Below are 20,357 nucleotides of genomic sequence, written 5' to 3'. Positions count from 1 at the left end.
CCGCGTTGTCAGCGCCCGCCAGTAGGGTGGTGGCCATGGCAGACCCCTCCAGCTACCGCCCCAAGCCGGGACAGATCCCCGACTCGCCGGGGGTCTACAAATTCCGCGACGAGCACCGCCGGGTGATCTACGTCGGGAAGGCGAAGTCCCTGCGGCAGCGGCTCGCCAACTACTTCCAGCCGTTGACGAGTCTGCACCCCCGCACGGCCACCATGGTCACCACGGCCGCGGCCGTGGAGTGGACCGTCGTCGCCACCGAGGTCGAGGCGCTCCAGCTCGAATACTCCTGGATCAAGGAGTTCGACCCCCGCTTCAACGTCAAGTACCGCGACGACAAGAGCTATCCGTACCTCGCGGTGACGATGAACGAGGAGTTCCCGCGGGTCCAGGTCATGCGCGGCGCCAAGAAGAAGGGCGTGCGCTACTTCGGCCCGTACGGGCACGCCTGGGCGATCCGCGAGACGGTCGACCTGATGCTCCGCGTCTTCCCGGTACGCACCTGCTCCGCGGGCGTGTTCAAGCGCTCGGCGCAGATCGGGCGGCCCTGTCTGCTCGGCTACATCGGCAAGTGCGCGGCCCCCTGCGTGGCCCGCGTCACCCCCGAGGAACACCGCGAACTGGCCGAGGACTTCTGCGACTTCATGGCCGGCCGCACCGGCGCGTACCTGCGCCGCATCGAGCAGCAGATGATGGACGCGGCCGAGGACATGGAGTACGAGCGGGCGGCCCGGCTGCGCGACGACCTGGGTGCGCTCAAGAAGGCCCTGGAGAAGAACGCGATCGTCTTCAACGACGCCACCGACGCCGACCTCATCGCGGTCGCGGAGGACGAGCTGGAGGCGGCCGTCCAGATCTTCCACGTGCGCGGCGGCCGGGTCCGCGGCCAGCGCGGCTGGGTCACCGACAAGGTCGAGGCGGTCGACACCGCGGGCCTGGTCGAGCACGCGCTCCAGCAGCTGTACGGCGAGGAGACGGGCGACTCGGTGCCGAAGGAGGTCCTGGTCCCGGCGCTGCCCGAGGACGCGGACGCGGTCAGCGGCTGGCTGGCGAGCCGGCGCGGCTCCAACGTCTCGCTGCGCATTCCGCAGCGCGGCGACAAGAAGGCCCTGATGGTGACGGTCGCTCGCAACGCCCAGCAGGCCCTCACGCTGCACAAGACCAAGCGCGCCTCCGACCTGACGACGCGCTCGCGGGCCCTGGAGGAGATCGCCTCCGCCCTGGAGCTGGACAGTGCGCCGCTGCGCATCGAGTGCTTCGACATCTCCCACCTCCAGGGCGACGACGTGGTGGCGTCCATGGTGGTCTTCGAGGACGGCCTGGCCCGCAAGAGCGAGTACCGGCGCTTCCAGATCAAGGGCTTCGAGGGCCAGGACGACGTCCGGTCGATGCACGAGGTCATCAGCCGCCGCTTCAAGCGCTACCTCGCCGAGCAGGCGCGCACGGGGGAGTGGGGCGAGGAGGAGGGCCGGGAGCCGGGGGAAGCCCTCGGTCAGGAGTCCGCGGAGCCACTTGGCCAGGAGCGCGGGGAGGCCGTCGGCCGGGAGCCCGGGGTGGCCGCCGGCCGGGAGCCCGGCCCGTCCGCGCCCGTGGCCCTCGTACCAGCAGCCGCCGCGGCACCCGAACCCGCGCCCGTGCCCGGCCGCGGCGGCGAGGACGGCCGGTCCGGGCCGGTGTCCGGCGAGGTGTCCGCGTTCCAGGAGGAGGACGGGCGGCCCAAGCGCTTCGCCTACCCTCCGCAGCTGCTCGTCGTCGACGGCGGCCAGCCGCAGGTCGCCGCGGCCAAGCGGGCCCTGGACGAGCTGGGCATCGACGACATCGCGGTGTGCGGGCTCGCCAAGCGCCTCGAAGAGGTCTGGGTGCCCGACGAGGACGACCCGGTGGTGCTGCCCCGCTCCAGTGAGGGGCTCTATCTGCTCCAGCGGGTGCGGGACGAGGCCCACCGCTTCGCGATCACCTACCAGAGGGCCAAACGGACGAAGCGCTTCAAGGCGGGCCCGCTGGATGCCGTGCCCGGCCTCGGCGACACCCGCAAACAGGCTCTGATCAAGCATTTCGGCTCGGTGAAGAAGCTCCGGTCGGCGACAATCGACGAGATCTGCGAGGTCCCCGGCATAGGCCGCAAGACGGCCGAGACCGTTGCCGCGGCCCTCGCCGAAGCGGTCCCGGCCGCACCCGCCGTCAACACGGCGACAGGAGAGATCATGGAAGAGGACGACGGGGGCAGCACGACATGACCGAGCAGCACGACGAAGACCGAGAAGCAGGAGTACACGTGAGTACGGGCACGACGATCGAGGCCGGCGGGGCCGATGCGCCCATCCCCGAGCTGGTGATCATCTCCGGAATGTCGGGCGCCGGGCGCAGCACCGCCGCCAAGTGCCTGGAGGACCTCGGCTGGTTCGTCGTCGACAACCTGCCGCCCGCGCTGATCCCCACCATGGTGGAACTCGGCGCCCGCTCCCAGGGCAACGTGGCCCGCATCGCCGTCGTCGTCGACGTGCGCGGCCGCAGGTTCTTCGACAACCTGCGCGAGTCGCTCGCCGACCTGGACGCCAAGGAGGTCACCCGGCGGATCGTCTTCCTGGAGTCCTCTGACGACGCACTGGTGCGCCGCTTCGAGTCGGTGCGCCGCCCGCACCCGCTCCAGGGCGACGGCCGGATCGTCGACGGCATCGCCGCCGAGCGCGATCTGCTGCGCGAGCTGCGCGGCGACGCCGACCTGGTGATCGACACCTCCAGCCTCAACGTCCACGAGCTGCGCGCCAAGATGGACGCCCAGTTCGCCGGCGACGAGGAGCCGGAGCTGCGCGCCACGGTGATGTCGTTCGGCTACAAGTACGGCCTGCCGGTCGACGCGGACCTGGTGGTCGACTGCCGCTTCCTGCCCAACCCGCACTGGGTGCCGGAGCTGCGTCCCTTCACCGGCCTCAACGAGGAGGTGTCGGGCTACGTCTTCAACCAGCCGGGCGCCAAGGAGTTCCTCGACCAGTACAGCGAGCTGCTCCAGCTGATCGCGACGGGCTACCGCCGCGAGGGCAAGCGGTACGTGACGATCGCGGTGGGCTGCACCGGCGGCAAGCACCGCTCGGTCGCCATGTCCGAGAAGCTCGCCGCCCGCCTCGCCTCCGAGGGGATCGAGACCGTCGTCGTACACCGGGACATGGGGCGCGAGTGAAGGTGTACCGCCGGCGCACCGCCGGACCGGTGCTGCGCACCGGCCGCAAGCGGGGCGCCCAGCCCAAGGTCGTCGCGCTCGGCGGCGGCATGGGCCTGTCGGCCTCGCTCGCCGCGCTGCGCCGGATCACCGGCGATCTGACGGCCGTCGTCACCGTGGCCGACGACGGCGGCTCCAGCGGCCGCCTCCGCGACGAGCTGGGCGTGCTCCCGCCCGGCGACCTGCGCAAGGCGCTGGCCGCGCTGTGCGGCGACGACGACTGGGGCCAGACCTGGTCCCGGGTCATCCAGCACCGCTTCCAGTCCAAGGGCGACCTGCACGAGCACGCGGTGGGCAACCTCCTGATCGTCGCCCTGTGGGAACAGCTGGGCGACCATGTGCAGGCCCTGGACCTGGTCGGCAAGCTGCTCGGCGCCCAGGGCCGGGTGCTGCCGATGTCGGCCGTGCCGCTGGAGCTTGAGGCCCTCGTACGGGGTCACGACCCGGCGCGCCCGGACGACGTGGACACCGTGCGCGGCCAGGCCACGGTGGCGCTCACGCCCGGCGAGGTGCTGTCCGTGCAGCTGGTCCCGCACGACCCGCCGGCCGTCCCCGAGGCGGTCGCCGCGGTCCTGGACGCGGACTGGGTGGTGCTCGGCCCCGGCTCCTGGTTCTCGTCCGTCATCCCGCATCTGATGGTGCCCGAACTGCTCGACGCGCTCATCGAGACCAAGGCCCGCAAGGTCCTCTCGCTGAACCTCGCGCCACAACCGGGTGAAACCGATGGCTTCTCTCCGCAGCGTCATTTGGAGGTTTTGGGACGACACGCCCCTAAACTCGCCTTCGACGTGGTGCTGGCCGACGAGGCCGCCGTGCCCGACCGGGGGAGCCTGACCGACGCCGCGAAACGGCTCGGAGCCGAGGTCGAGCTGGCGCCCGTGGCCAGGCCCGATGGTTCTCCGAAGCACGATCCGGAGCTGTTGGCCGCCGCGTACGACCGTATTTTTCGGATGCATGGAAGGATCGGCCCATGGCGATGACGCCGGCGGTGAAGGACGAGATTTCCCGGCTGCCCGTCACCCGGACCTGCTGCAGGAAGGCGGAGGTCTCGGCGATTCTTCGATTCGCGGGCGGGCTGCACCTGGTGAGCGGCCGCATTGTGATCGAGGCGGAGCTGGACACCGCGATGGCGGCACGTCGGCTCAAGCGGGACATTCTGGAGATCTTCGGGCACAGCTCCGAGCTGATCGTGATGGCTCCGGGCGGCCTGCGCAGAGGCTCACGGTTCGTCGTACGGGTGGTGGCGGGCGGTGACCAGCTCGCCCGCCAGACCGGTCTCGTCGACGGCCGCGGCCGCCCCATCCGCGGCCTGCCGCCCCAGGTGGTCTCGGGGGCCACCTGTGACGCCGAGGCCGCCTGGCGCGGCGCGTTCCTGGCGCACGGCTCGCTGACCGAGCCGGGCCGCTCCTCGTCCCTTGAGGTGACCTGCCCGGGCCCGGAGGCGGCCCTCGCCCTGGTCGGTGCCGCCCGGCGGCTCCAGATCGCGGCCAAGGCACGCGAGGTCCGCGGTGTGGACCGGGTGGTCGTCCGCGACGGTGACGCGATCGGCGCGCTGCTCACCCGTCTGGGCGCGCACGAGTCGGTGCTGGCCTGGGAGGAGCGGCGGATGCGCCGCGAGGTCCGGGCCACCGCCAACCGCCTCGCCAACTTCGACGACGCCAACCTGCGCCGCTCGGCGCGGGCCGCGGTCGCCGCCGGAGCCCGCGTCCAGCGCGCTCTGGAGATCCTCGGCGAGGAGGTGCCCGAGCACCTCGCGGCGGCGGGCCGGCTGCGCATGGAGCACAAGCAGGCATCCCTGGAGGAGCTGGGCGCGCTCGCCGACCCGCCGCTGACCAAGGACGCTGTCGCGGGCCGGATCCGCCGGCTGCTCGCGATGGCCGACAAGCGGGCCCAGGACCTGGGGATCCCCGGCACCGAGTCCAACCTGACCGAGGAGATGGCGGACGGCCTGGTCGGCTGAGCCCGCACCCGCACCGTCAACTCGCGGGATCCGGCGCCCACTTGCTGGGCGCCGGTTCGTTTTCCGCACCCCTGTGCGCGCAAGCCTCGCCGCCTCATGCGGTATTGACATGATCATGAAGTGTCATGAGCCTGGCGTCGGTCCACTTTCGTGGCAGACAACAGCAAGGGGGGCTTATGAGACGCAGAGCGAGAGCGATCCTCGCCGCTGCATCACTCCTGACGGCCGGTCTCGTGGCGGCACCCGTCGCCCAGGCCAGTCAGGGCGGAGCGGACGGCGAGGGCATCGTCGTCTGGAACGCCCAGGTCAGCCGGGCGCAGCTGCCGCTGCTCCTGGAGGCCGGCGCCGACGCCCAGGAACTCGGCGCCGAACTGCCGGCCAAGGGCTCGGCGGGAGTCGAGCTCTACCTCACCAAGTCCCAGGCCGCCGCCCTGCGCGGCAAGGGTGTGACCCTGTCCGAGCGCAAGGTCTCCGCCCAGACCCAGAACCGACTCAAGGCCGCGGGCGACGGGGTGTTCCGCCCGTACAGCGGCCCGAACGGGCTGAAGCAGGAGATCCTCGACACCGGCCGGGCCAACCCGAACCTCACCAAGGTCGAGTCGATCGGCAAGACCACGGACGGCCAGGACATCCTCGCCGTCAAGCTGACCAAGGGCGCGAACAAGTCCAAGGACGGCTCCAAGCCCGCCACGCTGTACCTGTCCAACCAGCACGCCCGGGAGTGGATCACCCCGGAGATGACCCGGCGGCTGATGCACTACTACCTCGACAACTACGGCAAGGACCCGCGGATCACCAAGATCGTGGACTCCACCGAGCTGTGGTTCGTGCTCTCCGCCAACCCGGACGGCTACGACTACACCTTCACGCCCGGCAACCGGCTGTGGCGCAAGAACCTCCGCGACAACAACGGCGACGGGAAGATCACGTCCGTCGACGGAGTCGACCCGAACCGCAACTTCCCCTACAAGTGGGGCTACGACAACGAGGGTTCGTCCGACGACCCGTCGAACGAGACCTACCGCGGACCGAGCGCGGGCAGCGAGCCCGAGACCAAGGCGCTGGACTCCTTCGAGAAGCGGGTCCACTTCAACTACGCCATCAACTACCACTCCGCGGCGGAGCTGTTGCTGTACGGAGTGGGCTGGCAGGTCGCCACGCCGACCCCGGACGACGTCATCTACAAGGCGCTCGCGGGCACTCCCGACAAGCCGGCCATCCCCGGCTACCTCTCCGAGGTCTCCTCCGCGCTGTACACCACCAACGGCGAGGCCGACGGGCACGCGGCGAACGTCAACGGCACGATGATGTTCACCCCGGAGATGTCGACCTGCACCACCGCCTCCAACGTGGACCCGGGCGACCAGTGGAACGCGGCGGACTGCCCCTCGGACTTCAACTTCCCCGACAGCGAGAAGCTGATCCAGGGCGAGTTCGAGAAGAACATCCCCTTCGCGCTCTCCGTCGCGGAGACCTCGGCCCACCCCGACCGGCCCTCCTCCTCGGTCGGCATCGACGCCCCGGACTTCACGCCGGACACCTTCGCCACCTCCTACGCGCGGGACGACGACCAGCAGGTGGCCGTCACCGTACGCAAGTCGGTGCGCGACAAGACCCTCAACTACCGCGTCAACAACGGCCGTACACAGACCGAGGAGCTCAGGCCCTGGAAGGGCGGCGAGGTCTACGGCGGGCAGGACAACATCCGCTTCGACCAGTACCGCGCCAAGGTCGAGGACGCGCACGCCGGCGACAAGGTCCAGGTGTGGTTCACCGGGCGGACCGCGGCGGGCGGGCGGACCTCCAGCACGCCCTTCACGTACACCGTGGCCACCCGCCCGAAGGCGGACACCCTGGTGCTCGCGGACGAGGGCGGCACGGGCGCGGCCAAGAACGCCGCGCTCTACACCAAGGCGCTCGCCGACAACGGCAGGAAGGCGGCCGTCTGGGACGTGGCGACCCAGGGCGCGCCGAGCGCGCTCGGCGTGCTCAGCCACTTCAGGAACGTCGTCTGGTACACCGGCGAGGCGCGGCCCACGGCCGCCACGACGTTCGCCGTACGGGACTTCCTCAACGAGGGCGGCAAGCTCGTCAACGCCGGCGCACAGGCCGGCGGCAGTGTCGATCTCGGCGGCGCCCTGTCCGACGACTTCTCGCAGTACTACCTCGGCGCCTACAACAAGGCCGGGCTCAAGTCGCCGCCCGCGTTCGCCGGGACCGGCAGGCTCGCGGGCGCCAAGGCCTCGCTCGCCGCGGGCCCGGGCAGCCCGCTGACCGCGGCCGGGGCGTACACGATCACCTCGGACACCCTCAAGCCCCAGCGGTTCCCGCAGTTCACGAGCGCCTCCGCGGGTGACTACCCCGGGATCCGCACCCCCTTCGAGCCCGCCGAGGGCTCCTGGTTCGCCGCGGCCCAGCACCGGGACGACGCCTACATGCGGCTCGCCCGCACCGTCGATCTGTCGCGGACGACGGCCGCCGACAGGCCGAGCCTGGACTTCCAGCTCAGCTACGACACCGAGCCCGGCTACGACCAGGTGATCGTCGAGGCCCACACCGTCGGCCAGGACGACTGGACCACCCTGCCGGACGCGAACGGGGGCAGCACCACCAGCGTGCCCAGCCAGTGCGAGCAGGGCTACCTCCTCCAGGAGCACCCCTTCCTCACGCACTACCTCACGCTCGGCTCGCCCGCCTGCGCGGCGACCGGCAGCAGCGGCGCCTGGAACCGCTTCACCGGCTCGTCCGACGGCTGGCAGCAGGTCTCGCTCGACCTCGGCGCGTACGCGGGCAAGCAGGTCGAGATCGCCGTCTCCTACGTCTCCGATCCGGGCACCGGAGGCCTCGGCGCGTTCGTCGACGACACCCGGCTCGTCATCGGCGGCACCCCCTCGGGAGCCGAGGGCTTCGAGACCTCGCTCGGGCCGTGGAGCGTGCCGGGAGCACCGGCCGGCAGCCCCGGCAACAGCGGCGACTGGGCCCGCTCCCAGGCGCTGTTCCACTCCTCGGCCGCCGTCGCCACCCGGGACACCGTCCTGCTCGGCTTCGGCCTGGAGAACGTGCCGTCCGCCGCCGACCGCAAGCAGGTCCTGGGGAAGGCGCTCAGCGCACTGCACCGCTGACGCCCCGTAGTGGGGCCGAAGGTCCCCGGTGGCCCGTACCCGCAGGTAGGTACGGGCCACCGGGCCGTTGCGGGCGTCATTTCGGAACCATCCGGACGCGCTCGATGTCACTTCCGAGGCCCTGGGGAGGTAGGGTCGTAACCGGTCGGGGACATCCCATACAACTCGCCGGCGTCGAGAAACCCGGCGTACCTAACGAGGAGATCGGTTCGTGACGATCCGCGTAGGCATCAACGGCTTCGGCCGCATCGGGCGCAACTACTTCCGGGCGCTCCTTGAGCAGGGTGCAGACATCGAGATCGTGGCTGTCAACGACCTTGGTGACACCGCGACCACTGCGCACCTGCTGAAGTACGACACCATTCTGGGTCGCCTCAAGGCCGAGGTCACCCACACCGCCGACACCATCACCGTCGACGGGCACACCATCAAGGTGCTCTCCGAGCGCAACCCGGCCGACATCCCCTGGGGCCAGCTGGGCGTCGACATCGTCATCGAGTCGACCGGCATCTTCACCAAGAAGGCCGACGCCGAGAAGCACATCGCCGGTGGCGCCAAGAAGGTCCTCATCTCGGCTCCGGCCAAGGACGAGGACATCACGATCGTGATGGGCGTCAACCAGGACAAGTACGACGCGGCCAACCACCACGTCATCTCCAACGCCTCCTGCACCACCAACTGTGTGGCGCCGATGGCCAAGGTTCTGGACGAGAACTTCGGCATCGTCAAGGGCCTGATGACGACGGTGCACGCGTACACCAACGACCAGCGGATCCTGGACTTCCCGCACTCGGACCTGCGCCGCGCCCGCGCCGCCGCCGAGAACATCATCCCGACCACGACCGGTGCCGCCAAGGCGACCGCCCTGGTCCTGCCGCAGCTCAAGGGCAAGCTCGACGGCATCGCGATGCGCGTGCCGGTCCCGACGGGCTCGGCCACCGACCTGGTCGTAGAGCTCCAGCGCGAGGTCACCAAGGACGAGGTCAACGCCGCGTTCAAGAAGGCCGCCGGTGACGGCGACCTCAAGGGCATCCTGTACTACACCGAGGACCCGATCGTGTCCTCGGACATCGTGGGCGACCCGGCCTCCTGCACCTTCGACTCCTCCCTGACCATGGTCCAGGAGGGCAAGACGGTGAAGATCCTCGGCTGGTACGACAACGAGTGGGGCTACTCCAACCGCCTCGTCGACCTGACCGTCTTCGTCGGCGGCCAGCTCTGACCTCGGTCCGGTAGGCATCTGATGTGAGCTACAGGGCTCGGGCAGCGCAATGACGCGCTGTACGGGCCCTGTCGCCTGTCCAGACCGTCCGTCACGTACCTCCCAAGGAGTCACCTCTCAATGAAGACGATCGACGAACTTCTCGCCGAAGGGGTCGCGGGCAAGCGGGTATTCGTCCGCGCCGACCTCAACGTGCCGCTGGCAGAAGGCCGCATCACCGACGACGGCCGCATCCGCGCCGTGCTGCCGACCCTCAAGGCGCTCGTCGCCGCCGACGCCAAGGTCGTCGTGGCCTCGCACCTGGGCCGCCCCAAGGGCGCCCCGGACCCGCAGTTCTCGCTGCTCCCCGCCGCCGAGCGGCTCGGTGAACTCCTGGACGCCCCGGTCGCGTTCGCCCAGGACACCGTCGGCCCCGCCGCCCACGACGCGGTGAACGGGCTCCAGCCCGGCCAGGTCGCGGTCATCGAGAACCTGCGCTTCAACGCCGGTGAGACGGCCAAGGACGACGCCGAGCGCGGCGAGTTCGCCGACCGGCTCGCGGCCCTCGCCGATGTGTACGTGGGTGACGGCTTCGGAGCCGTGCACCGCAAGCACGCCTCCGTCTTCGACCTCCCGGCGCGCCTGCCGCACTACGCGGGCTACCTCATCGCCACCGAGGTCGGCGTCCTCAAGAAGCTGACCGAAGAGGTCAAGCGCCCCTACACCGTCGTGCTCGGCGGCGCCAAGGTCTCCGACAAGCTCGCCGTCATCGACGAGCTGCTCGGCAAGGCCGACCGCCTGCTCATCGGCGGCGGCATGGCCTACACCTTCCTGAAGGCCAAGGGGTACGAGGTCGGCATCTCGCTGCTCCAGGAGGACCAGATCCCGGTCGTCACGGAGTACATGGAGCGCGCCGAGAAGAACGGCGTCGAGCTGGTCCTGCCGGTCGACGTGCTGGTCTCCAAGGACTTCCCGGACCTGAAGACGAAGGCCCCGGCGACCTTCCAGACCGTCGACGCGGACAAGATCCCCGCGGACGAGGAGGGCCTGGACATCGGCCCCAAGTCCCGCGAGCTGTTCGCCTCGAAGATCACCGACGCCGAGACCGTGTTCTGGAACGGACCGGTCGGCGTCGCCGAGCACCCCGACTACGCCGGGGGCACCAGCGCCGTCGCGCAGGCGCTGCTCGACAGCAAGGGCTTCACCGTGGTCGGTGGTGGCGACTCCGCCGCCGCCGTCCGCAACCTGGGCTTCGACGAGTCGAAGTTCGGCCACATCTCGACCGGTGGCGGCGCCAGCCTCGAATACCTCGAAGGCAAGACGCTTCCCGGCCTCGCCGCACTGGAGGACTGAACACCCGTGAGCACCCGTACCCCGCTGATGGCGGGCAACTGGAAGATGAACCTCAACCACCTTGAGGCCATCGCGCACGTCCAGAAGCTCGCCTTCGCGCTCGCCGACAAGGACTACGAGGCCGTCGAGGTCGCGGTCCTGCCGCCGTTCGTCGACCTGCGCTCCGTGCAGACCCTCGTCGACGGCGACAAGCTCAAGATCAAGTACGGCGCCCAGGACATCTCGGCGCACGAGTCCGGTGCCTACACCGGTGAGATCTCGGGCCCGATGCTGGCCAAGCTCAAGTGCACCTACGTCGCCGTGGGCCACTCCGAGCGCCGGCAGTACCACGCCGAGACCGACGAGATCTGCAACGCCAAGGTGAAGGCCGCCTACCAGCACGGCCTGACCCCGATCCTCTGCATCGGTGAGGGGCTCGACGTCCGCAAGGCCGGCGAGCAGGTTCCGTACACGCTGGCCCAGCTCGACGGCGGCCTCAAGGACGTCCCGGCCGAGCAGGCCGAGTCCATCGTGATCGCGTACGAGCCCGTATGGGCGATCGGCACCGGCGAGGTCGCCACGCCCGAGGACGCCCAGGAGGTGTGCGGAGCGATCCGCGCGCGCCTGGCCGAGCTGTACTCGCAGGAGCTCGCCGACAAGGTGCGCATCCAGTACGGCGGCTCGGTGAAGTCCGGGAACGTCGCCGCGATCATGGCCCAGCCGGACGTCGACGGCGCCCTCGTCGGCGGTGCCGCGCTGGACGCCGACGAGTTCGTCAAGATCGTCCGCTTCCGCGACCAGTAAGTATGCGGTAGCGCGGATCCGTCGTACCCTTGCGGGGGCCGGGACAGGGATTGTGGAATGTCCCCCCGGCCCCCGTCGCCATATCAGTCCTAGGAAGTTGGTCCAGCCGTGATTGTCGGGTTCTCGATTGCCCTGATCGTCTTCAGCCTGCTGCTGATGCTGCTGGTGCTGATGCACAAGGGAAAGGGCGGCGGCCTCTCCGACATGTTCGGCGGTGGCATGCAGTCCTCCGTCGGCGGTTCCTCGGTCGCCGAACGCAACCTCGACCGCATCACCATCGTGGTCGGTCTGTTGTGGTTCGCGTGCATTGTCGTACTTGGTCTGCTGATGAAGCTCAAGTAAGCGTCGTTGTGGGGCGTTTCGGGGGTGGGGTGTAACTCCAATCACTGGACGCGCGTTGGGCCTTACGTAGACTGGGGCATCTTCGAGCACCATCACGCAGGGAGTTACGACCGTGGCAAGTGGCAACGCGATCCGGGGAAGCCGGGTCGGAGCGGGGCCGATGGGCGAGGCCGAGCGGGGCGAGTCCGCGCCGCGCCTCCGCATCTCCTTCTGGTGCTCGAACGGGCACGAGACGCAGCCGAGCTTCGCCAGTGACGCACAGGTTCCGGAGACGTGGGACTGCCCGCGCTGCGGATTCCCCGCAGGACAGGACCGGGACAACCCGCCGGACCCGCCGCGCACCGAGCCGTACAAGACGCACCTCGCGTACGTACGCGAACGGCGCAGCGACGCGGACGGAGAGGCGATTCTCGCCGAGGCACTCGCCAAGCTCCGGGGCGAGATGTGACAGTTGAAGGGCCCACAGGGTGAACTCGGTTCCCCCGCAGGGCCCTTCGGTGCATCCGGGGCCCCGCACCGGTCCCGCCCGCGCGCCGAGGGACGAAACCGCAGCTCAGGGGCGATTGTCAGTGGCGCCCTCTACCTTGTGAAGCAGCCGATCACGAGGGGGAGTTGTGGCAGCGGTGCAGGCCGTGGAGGACGCGTCGGGGGCGAAGCCCGCCTGGCGCGGAGGATTCGGCCGGCTGTGGACGGCCGCCGTCGTCAGCCGTTTCGGTGACGCGCTGCGCACCGCGGCGCTGCCCCTGCTCGCCGTCACCCTCACCTCCGACCCCTTCCTCATCGCGCTCGTCACCGCCTGCGGCTATGTGCCGTGGATCCTGTTCGGACTGCTCGGCGGCGCGCTCGCCGACCGGGTCGACCAGCGCCGTGCCATGTGGACGGTGGACCTGGTCCGCGCCGCCCTGGTCGCCGCCTTCGCCGTGGCCGTGGGCACCGGCCACGCCTCCCTGCCCCTGCTGATGCTGCTGGCCTTCGTGCTGACCACCCTGGGCACCCTCTTCGACAACGCGGCGACGGCCCTGCTTCCCTCCCTCGTGCCCAGCGGCGCCCTCGGCAGTGCCAACGCCCGGGTGATGACCGGCCAGCAGATAGCGGGCAGCTTCCTCGCGGCCCCGCTGGTGCCGGTCCTGCTCGCGGTGTCGGTGGCGGCGCCCTACGGGGTGGACGCGGCCAGTTACGTTCTGGCCGCAGCCCTGGTCGCCTCGCTGCGGCCCGCGGCTCCGGAGCGGGCGCCCAGGAAGCCGGGAGCCACCCTGCGGGCCGAGGTGGCCGAGGGGCTGCGGGCCCTGTGGGCCGACCGGGTCCTGCGCGGGCTGTGCGTGGCCACCACCGTCTGCAACATTGGCATGGGCGCCCTCATCGCCACCCTCGTCCTCGACGTCACCGGCTGGCTGGGCGCCGGGCAGGGCGGCTATGCCGCGACCGTCACGGCGTACGGGGCCGGCAGCGCGGTCGGCGGTCTGCTCGCCCGGCCCCTGGTACGGCGCCTCGGGCGGATACGCAGCGTGCTGCTCGCCGGGGCCGTCCAGGCCGGCTGCCTGGTGGCCGTCGGCAGCGTGCGCGCCCTGGGGGTGACGGTCACCGCCATGGCCCTGTTCGGGCTCCTGGGCATGGTGTGGAACGTGAACCTGGCGACGCTGGTGCAGGAGCGCGCGCCGGAGGCGATGCTGGGACGGGTGAGCGCGGCGTTCCGGACCGTGGCCGTGGCGGGCGCCCCGCTCGGCGCCCTCATGGGCGGCGCGGCGGCCGGGGCCTGGGGTCTGAACACCCCGGCGCTGCTGGCGTCCGGCTTGTTCATGGCCGCCGTCGCCGCGCTGATTCCTGCCCGCGCCGCCTGATCAATTAGGTTGGAGGGGCAGCGGGGCAGGTACGCAAGTACGAGAGAAGTGGGCTGATGTCGGAGATGAACACAGGAAGCCGTACCAGGCTCAACCAGATGCCCGAGTGGACCGCACTGGGCAAGCACCGGGAGCAGTTGGGCGACACCCATCTGCGTGAGCTGTTCGCCGCCGAGCCCGGCCGCGGCACCGCATACACCCTGCGGGTCGGCGATCTCTATCTCGACTACTCCAAGCACCTGGTGACCGACGAGACCCTCGCGCTCCTGCGCGAGCTGGCCGCGGCCGCCGACGTCGCCGGACTGCGGGACGCGATGTTCCGCGGCGAGAAGATCAACGTCACCGAGGACCGCGCGGTCCTGCACACCGCGCTGCGCGCCCCCAGGGACGCGGTGATCGAGGTCGACGGCGAGAACGTGGTGCCGGGCGTCCACGAGGTCCTCGACAAGATGGCCGGGTTCTCCGAGAAGATCCGCTCGGGGCAGTGGACCGGACACACCGGCAAGCCCATCAAGAACGTCGTCAACATCGGTATCGGCGGCTCCGACCTCGGACCGGCGATGGCGTACGAGGCCCTGAAGTCGTTCACCGACCGGGAGTTGACGGTCCGCTTCGTCTCCAACGTGGACGGCGCCGACCTCCACGAGGCCGTCCGCGACCTGGACGCGGCTCAGACGCTGTTCATCATCGCGTCCAAGACGTTCACCACCATCGAGACCATCACCAACGCCACCTCGGCACGCGACTGGCTGCTCACCGAGCTGAAGGCCGATCAGGACGCCGTGGCCAAGCACTTCGTGGCCCTGTCGACCAACGCCGACAAGGTCGCCGAGTTCGGCATCGACACGGCCAACATGTTCGGCTTCTGGGACTGGGTCGGCGGCCGTTACTCCTTCGACTCGGCCATCGGCCTCTCCCTGATGATCGCGGTCGGCCCGGACCGCTTCCGCGAGATGCTCGACGGGTTCCACCTCGTCGACGAGCACTTCCGCACCGCCCCCGCCGAGTCCAACGCGCCGTTCCTGCTCGGCCTGTTGGGCGTCTGGTACGGGGCGTTCTTCGACGCCCAGTCGCACGCGGTGCTGCCGTACTCGCACTACCTGTCCAAGTTCACCGCCTACCTCCAGCAGCTCGACATGGAGTCCAACGGCAAGTCCGTGGACCGCGACGGCAATCCGGTCGACTGGCAGACCGGCCCGGTCGTGTGGGGCACCCCGGGCACCAACGGGCAGCACGCGTACTACCAGTTGATCCACCAGGGCACCAAGGTCATCCCCGCCGACTTCATCGGCTTCGCCGAGCCGGTCGCCGACCTCCAGCCGGGCCTGGTCGCCCAGCACGACCTCCTGATGGCCAACTTCTTCGCGCAGACGCAGGCCCTCGCCTTCGGCAAGACCCCCGACGAGGTGCGCGCCGAGGGCGTGGCCGAAGAGCTCGTGCCGCACAAGACGTTCAAGGGCAACCACCCCACCACCACGATCCTGGCCAAGGAGCTGACCCCCTCGGTCCTCGGCCAGCTGATCGCGCTCTACGAGCACAAGGTGTTCGTCCAGGGCGCCATCTGGAACATCGACTCCTTCGACCAGTGGGGCGTCGAGCTCGGCAAGGTCCTCGCCAAGCGCGTCGAGCCCGCCCTGACCGAGGGCGCGGACGTGCCGGGCCTGGACGAGTCCAGCAAGGCACTCGTCGCCAAGTACCGGGCGCTGCGCGGGCGTTGACGCCTTGAGGCCGGGCCCGCACTCCAGCGGGCCCGTGCCCGCACGAGAAGTCCGGCGCACGCACAAGAAGACCGGCCCGGTCCACCCCCGAAGGGGCGGACCGGGCCGGTCTTCTCGTGGCGTCAGGCGGACGCCGGCGGGTACAGCGAGCGCGGCAGCTCGGACGCGGCGGCCGCGTCCAGGAGCCACAGCGTCCGGGACCGGCCGTAGGCGCCGGCCGCCGGGGCCTGCACCTCGCCCGCGCCCGACAGGGCTATCTTCGCCGCGTGCGCCTTGTCCTCGCCGGCCGCGAGCAGCCACACCTCGCGGGCCGCCCGGATCGCCGGGAGGGTGAGCGAGATACGGGTGGGCGGGGGCTTCGGAGCGCCGTGCACCCCGACGACCGTCCGCTCGGTCTCCCGCACCGCGGGCAACTCCGGGAACAGGGACGCCACATGGGTGTCCGGACCCACGCCCAGCATCAGCACGTCGAACGTCGGAACCGGCCCGTGGTCCTCGGGACCGGCCGCCTCCGCGAGCTCCGCCGCATAGGCGGCGGCCGCCGCGTCCGCGTCGTTGCCGTAGGACCCGCCCGCGGCGGGCATCGCGTGCACCCGCTTCGGATCGAGCGGCACCGCGTCGAGCAGCGCCTCGCGGGCCTGGGTGTAGTTCCGCTCCGGGTCGTCCTCGGGCACGAAACGCTCGTCGCCCCACCACAGGTCCAGGCGCGACCAGTCGATCGCGTCCCGGGCCGGCGAGGACGCCAGCGCCGCGAGCAGCCCGTTGCCGTTGCGGCCGCCGGTGAGAACCACCGACGCCACCCGGCGGGCGGCCTGCGCGTCGACGACCTTCGTGATCAGCCGCGCCGCCGCGGCCTGGGCCATCAGCTCCTTGTCGCGGTGGACCACGAGCTGCGGCGTGCTCACTTGGCCGCTGCCTTCTTCGCCGGGGCCGCCTTCTTCGCGGGGGCCGGCCTGGCCTCCGCGCCCTCGGCGTTCCCGGAGCCGTCCTTGGCGTTCGGCGCGGACTTCTCCTCGACGCCCTCACCGAGCTTGTCGACGCCGTACTTCAGCGCCGACGCGTAGGTGTCGTCCGGGTCGAGGCGGCGCAGCTCCTCCGCGATGAGCTCGGAGGTCTCGCGGCGCTTCAGCGCCACCGCGCGGTCCGGCTGGCCCCGCATGGACAGCGTGGCGAGCGAGCCGTCGGCGCGGTCCAGGACGATCGGGCCGCCGTCCGTCTCCAGGCGTACGGCCGTCAGACCGGGGCCCGACGAGAGGGAGCGCTTGACCGGCACGTCGAGCCGGTCGGCGAGCCACATCCCGAGCAGTTCGCAGCTCGGGTTGAACTCCTCGCCCTCCACCTCGACGGCCGTCACCTTGCAGGCGACCTGGTCGAGGGCCGCGGCCAGCATCGAGCGCCACGGCGTGATGCGGGTCCACGACAGGTCGGTGTCGCCGGGGGTGTAGGCCTCGGCGCGGGCGGTCAGCTCCTGGATGGGCTGCTCGGCCGCGTACGTGTCGGTCACCCGGCGCTGGGCCAGCGAGCCCAGCGGGTCCTTGGCCGGGTCGGTCGGCGCGTTCACCGGCCACCAGGCGACGACCGGGGCGTCCGGCAGGAGCAGCGGCAGGACCACCGACTGGGCGTGGTTGAGCACCTCGCCGTACAGCCGGAGGATCACCGTCTCACCGGTGCCCGCGTCCGCGCCGACCCGCACCTCGGCATCGAGGCGGGAGCCCGTGCGGTCACGGGGCGAGCGCGAGACGCGCTTGATGACGACGAGCGTGCGCGAGGGGTGCTCGCGCGAGGCGTCGCCGGCGGCGCGCAGGGCGTCGTAGGCGTTCTCCTCGTCGGTGACGATGACGAGGGTGAGCACCATGCCGACGGCCGGGGTGCCGACCGCGCGGCGACCCTGCACGAGCGCCTTGTTGATCTTGCTGGCAGTGGTGTCCGTAAGGTCGATCTTCATGGCCGACGCCAGCTCCGTCCGTCTCGTGCGAGCATTTCGTCCGCCTCGGCAGGACCCCAGGTCCCCGAGGGGTACTGGGCGGGCTTGCCGTGCTTGTCCCAGTACTGCTCGATCGGGTCGAGGATCTTCCAGGACAGCTCGACCTCCTCCACGCGCGGGAAGAGGTTGGAGTCACCGAGCAGGACGTCCAGGATGAGGCGTTCGTAGGCCTCGGGGCTCGACTCCGTGAAGGACTCGCCGTAGGCGAAGTCCATGGAGACGTCCCGGACCTCCATCGAGGTGCCCGGCACCTTGGAGCCGAAGCGCACGGTCACGCCCTCGTCCGGCTGCACCCGGATGACCAGGGCGTTCTGGCCCAGCTCCTCCGTCGCGGTGTGGTCGAAGGGGGAGTGCGGGGCGCGCTGGAAGACCACCGCGATCTCCGTGACGCGCCGGCCGAGCCGCTTGCCGGTGCGCAGGTAGAACGGGACGCCCGCCCAGCGGCGGTTGTCGATCCCCAGCTTGATCGCGGCGTAGGTGTCGGTCTTCGACTTGGGGTCGATGCCGTCTTCCTGGAGGTAGCCGACGGCCTTCTCGCCGCCCTGCCACCCGGCCGCGTACTGCGCGCGGACCGTGTCCTTGCCGAGGTCCTTGGGCAGCCGCACGGCGCCCAGCACCTTGGTCTTCTCGGCCGCGAGCGCGTCCGCGTCGAAGGAGGCGGGCTCCTCCATCGCGGTCAGCGCCATCAGCTGGAGCAGGTGGTTCTGGATGACGTCACGGGCCGCGCCGATGCCGTCGTAGTAGCCGGCCCGGCCGCCGATGCCGATGTCCTCGGCCATCGTGATCTGGACGTGGTCCACGTAGGACCGGTTCCACAGCGGCTCGAACATGGTGTTCGCGAACCGCAGGGCCAGGATGTTCTGAACGGTCTCCTTGCCCAGGTAGTGGTCGATCCGGAAGACCTCATTGGGCGGGAAGACCTCGTGCACGACCTGGTTGAGCTCCTCCGCGGAGACCAGGTCGTGGCCGAAGGGCTTCTCGATGACCGCGCGGCGCCAGGAGCCCTCCTTCTGGTCGGCGAGCCCGTGCTTCTTGAGCTGCTGGACGACCTTGGGGAAGAACTTCGGCGGCACCGACAGGTAGAAGGCGAAGTTGCCGCCCGTGCCCTGTGCCTTGTCGAGCTCCTCGATCGTCGACTTCAGCGTCTCGAACGCGTCGTCGTCGTCGAAGTCGCCCTGGACGAAGCGCATCCCCTGGATGAGCTGCTGCCAGACCTCTTCGCGGAACGGCGTACGGGCGTGTGCCTTGACCGCGTCGTGGACCTCTTGGGCGAAGTCCTCGTCCTGCCACTCGCGGCGGGCGAAGCCGATCAGCGAGAAGCCCGGCGGCAGCAGACCCCGGTTGGCGAGGTCATAGACGGCGGGCATCAACTTTTTACGGGACAAATCGCCCGTGACGCCAAAGATCACCAGGCCCGACGGCCCCGCGATGCGCGGGAGCCGTCGGTCTGCGGCGTCACGCAGCGGATTGCTGCTTGACAAGGTCTACGCCTCCGAGGGTGCGAGGCGCTTGAGCTCCGCCTCGGTGGACTTGAGCAGGTCGTTCCAGGCGCTCTCGAACTTCTCGACGCCTTCGTCCTCAAGCAGCTGTACGACCTCGTCGTACGAGATCCCGAGCTTCTCGACGGCGTCGAGTTCGGCGCGGGCCTGCTCGTAGGTGCCGGTCACCGTGTCACCGGTGATCCGGCCGTGGTCGGCGGCGGCCTCCAGGGTGGCCTCCGGCATGGTGTTCACCGTGTTCGGGGCGACCAGGTCGTCCACGTACAGGGTGTCCTTGTACGCCTTGTCCTTGACGCCGGTCGAGGCCCACAGCGGGCGCTGCTTGTTGGCGTGCGCCTTGTCCAGGGCGTTCCAGCGGTCGGAGGAGAAGACCTCTTCGTACGCCTGGTAGGCGAGCCGCGCGTTGGCCAGACCGGCCTTGCCGCGGGCGGCCTTGGCCTCGTCGGTGCCGAGGGCGTCGATGCGCTTGTCGATCTCGGTGTCCACGCGGGACACGAAGAAGGACGCCACGGAGTGGATCTTCGAGAGGTCCAGGCCGCGCTCCTTGGCCTTCTCCAGGCCGGAGAGGTAGGCGTCCATGACCTCGCGGTAGCGCTCCAGCGAGAAGATCAGCGTGACGTTGACGCTGATGCCGAGGCCGATGGTCTCGGTGATCGCCGGCAGACCCGCCTTGGTGGCCGGGATCTTGATGAGCGTGTTGGGGCGGTCCACCAGCCAGGCCAGCTGCTTCGCCTCGGCGACCGTCGCGCGGGTGTTGTGCGCCAGGCGCGGGTCGACCTCGATGGAGACCCGGCCGTCCTGGCCGTCGGTGGCGTCGAAGACCGGGCGCAGGATGTCGGCGGCGTCCCTCACGTCAGCCGTCGTGATCATGCGGATGGCCTCTTCGACGGTCACCTTGCGGGCCGCGAGGTCGGTGAGCTGGGTGTCGTAGCCGTCACCCTCGCTGATCGCCTTCTGGAAGATCGACGGGTTGGTCGTGACACCCACCACGTGCGACTGGTCGATCAGCTCGGCCAGGTTGCCGGACGTGATGCGCTTGCGCGACAGGTCGTCGAGCCAGATCGCGACGCCTTCGTCGGAGAGGCGCTTGAGTGCGTCTGTCATGAGAAATGCATCTCCTACTAGTTCGTATACCGGCGTCAGCGTGCTGCGGCGTCGATCGATTCCCGGGCGGCGGCGGTGACGTGTTCGGTGGTGAAGCCGAACTCCTGGAACAGGAGCTTGCCGTCGGCGGAGGCGCCGAAGTGTTCCAGGGAGACGATGCGGCCCGTGTCGCCGACGAAGCGGTGCCAGGTCAGGCCGATGCCGGCCTCGACCGCGACCCGTGCCTTGACGGACGGCGG

17 protein-coding genes are annotated in these 20,357 nt (G+C 70.2%); 12 read left to right on the top strand and 5 right to left on the bottom strand.

The window, feature by feature from the left end; all coding sequences use genetic code 11:
- Positions 1–35 precede the first annotated feature (35 nt).
- From uvrC to pgi, 12 genes are all read left to right on the top strand, one after another.
- Positions 36–2,234: an excinuclease ABC subunit UvrC gene (gene uvrC / locus ACFYNP_RS34145; RefSeq protein ID WP_388791062.1), complete on the top strand. Its 2,199-nt coding sequence runs from the start codon at positions 36–38 to the stop codon at positions 2,232–2,234.
- On the top strand, positions 2,231–3,175 hold the full coding sequence (gene rapZ, locus ACFYNP_RS34140; RefSeq protein ID WP_388415496.1) for an RNase adapter RapZ: 945 nt from the start codon (positions 2,231–2,233) through the stop codon (positions 3,173–3,175). Before uvrC ends, rapZ begins: the two co-directional genes overlap by 4 nt.
- Complete coding sequence (yvcK, locus tag ACFYNP_RS34135; RefSeq protein WP_161247458.1) at positions 3,172–4,194, top strand: uridine diphosphate-N-acetylglucosamine-binding protein YvcK; 1,023 nt, start codon at positions 3,172–3,174, stop codon at positions 4,192–4,194. Before rapZ ends, yvcK begins: the two co-directional genes overlap by 4 nt.
- Entirely contained in the window at positions 4,185–5,174 is a 990-nt protein-coding gene (whiA, locus tag ACFYNP_RS34130; protein ID WP_100574436.1) for a DNA-binding protein WhiA, read from the top strand. The genes yvcK and whiA overlap by 10 nt, the downstream gene beginning before the upstream one ends.
- 176 nt (positions 5,175–5,350) lie before the next feature.
- Positions 5,351–8,296 (top strand): M14 family zinc carboxypeptidase, encoded by a 2,946-nt coding sequence (locus ACFYNP_RS34125; RefSeq protein WP_388791060.1) that lies wholly within the window; start codon positions 5,351–5,353, stop codon positions 8,294–8,296.
- Positions 8,297–8,507: 211 nt separating this feature from the next.
- Positions 8,508–9,518, top strand: coding sequence for a type I glyceraldehyde-3-phosphate dehydrogenase (gene gap / locus ACFYNP_RS34120; protein WP_100574434.1), 1,011 nt, complete (start codon positions 8,508–8,510; stop codon positions 9,516–9,518).
- 120 nt (positions 9,519–9,638) lie between these two features.
- Complete coding sequence (locus ACFYNP_RS34115) at positions 9,639–10,850, top strand: phosphoglycerate kinase (protein WP_388415503.1); 1,212 nt, start codon at positions 9,639–9,641, stop codon at positions 10,848–10,850.
- Positions 10,851–10,856: 6 nt separating this feature from the next.
- Entirely contained in the window at positions 10,857–11,633 is a 777-nt protein-coding gene (gene tpiA / locus ACFYNP_RS34110) for a triose-phosphate isomerase (protein ID WP_388415506.1), read from the top strand.
- Positions 11,634–11,741: 108 nt separating this feature from the next.
- Positions 11,742–11,975, top strand: coding sequence for a preprotein translocase subunit SecG (gene secG, locus ACFYNP_RS34105; RefSeq protein ID WP_100574431.1), 234 nt, complete (start codon positions 11,742–11,744; stop codon positions 11,973–11,975).
- A 112-nt stretch (positions 11,976–12,087) separates the two neighbouring features.
- Positions 12,088–12,423, top strand: a complete 336-nt coding sequence (locus tag ACFYNP_RS34100; RefSeq protein ID WP_388791058.1) for an RNA polymerase-binding protein RbpA — start codon at positions 12,088–12,090, stop codon at positions 12,421–12,423.
- 175 nt (positions 12,424–12,598) lie between these two features.
- Positions 12,599–13,813 (top strand): MFS transporter, encoded by a 1,215-nt coding sequence (locus tag ACFYNP_RS34095; RefSeq protein WP_388791136.1) that lies wholly within the window; start codon positions 12,599–12,601, stop codon positions 13,811–13,813.
- Between the two features lie 65 nt (positions 13,814–13,878).
- Positions 13,879–15,531 (top strand): glucose-6-phosphate isomerase, encoded by a 1,653-nt coding sequence (gene pgi / locus ACFYNP_RS34090; protein ID WP_388791134.1) that lies wholly within the window; start codon positions 13,879–13,881, stop codon positions 15,529–15,531.
- Between the two features lie 122 nt (positions 15,532–15,653).
- On the opposite strand, the gene pgl is transcribed toward pgi, so the two are convergent.
- The 5 genes from pgl to ACFYNP_RS34065 all read right to left on the bottom strand — a co-directional run.
- Positions 15,654–16,436 carry a 6-phosphogluconolactonase gene (gene pgl / locus ACFYNP_RS34085; RefSeq protein ID WP_388791056.1) on the bottom strand — a complete coding sequence of 261 codons (783 nt, stop codon included), beginning with the start codon at positions 16,434–16,436 and terminating at the stop codon, positions 15,654–15,656.
- Positions 16,433–17,476: a glucose-6-phosphate dehydrogenase assembly protein OpcA gene (gene opcA / locus ACFYNP_RS34080; protein ID WP_388415516.1), complete on the bottom strand. Its 1,044-nt coding sequence runs from the start codon at positions 17,474–17,476 to the stop codon at positions 16,433–16,435. The genes pgl and opcA overlap by 4 nt, the downstream gene beginning before the upstream one ends.
- A complete protein-coding gene (zwf, locus tag ACFYNP_RS34075; protein ID WP_388415518.1) occupies positions 17,473–18,996 on the bottom strand; it encodes a glucose-6-phosphate dehydrogenase in 1,524 nt (507 codons plus the stop codon). The genes opcA and zwf overlap by 4 nt, the downstream gene beginning before the upstream one ends.
- 3 nt (positions 18,997–18,999) lie before the next feature.
- Positions 19,000–20,118: a transaldolase gene (tal, locus tag ACFYNP_RS34070; protein ID WP_388415521.1), complete on the bottom strand. Its 1,119-nt coding sequence runs from the start codon at positions 20,116–20,118 to the stop codon at positions 19,000–19,002.
- A 35-nt stretch (positions 20,119–20,153) separates the two neighbouring features.
- Positions 20,154–20,357 (bottom strand): hypothetical protein (locus ACFYNP_RS34065; protein WP_388791054.1); only part of this gene is annotated, 204 nt, incomplete at its 5' end.

Source organism: Streptomyces sp. NPDC006691 (genome assembly GCF_042869955.1).
GTDB lineage: Bacteria > Actinomycetota > Actinomycetes > Streptomycetales > Streptomycetaceae > Streptomyces.
The sequence above is the reverse complement of the archived record's forward strand: the minus strand, read 5'-3'. Positions and strand labels throughout refer to the sequence as shown.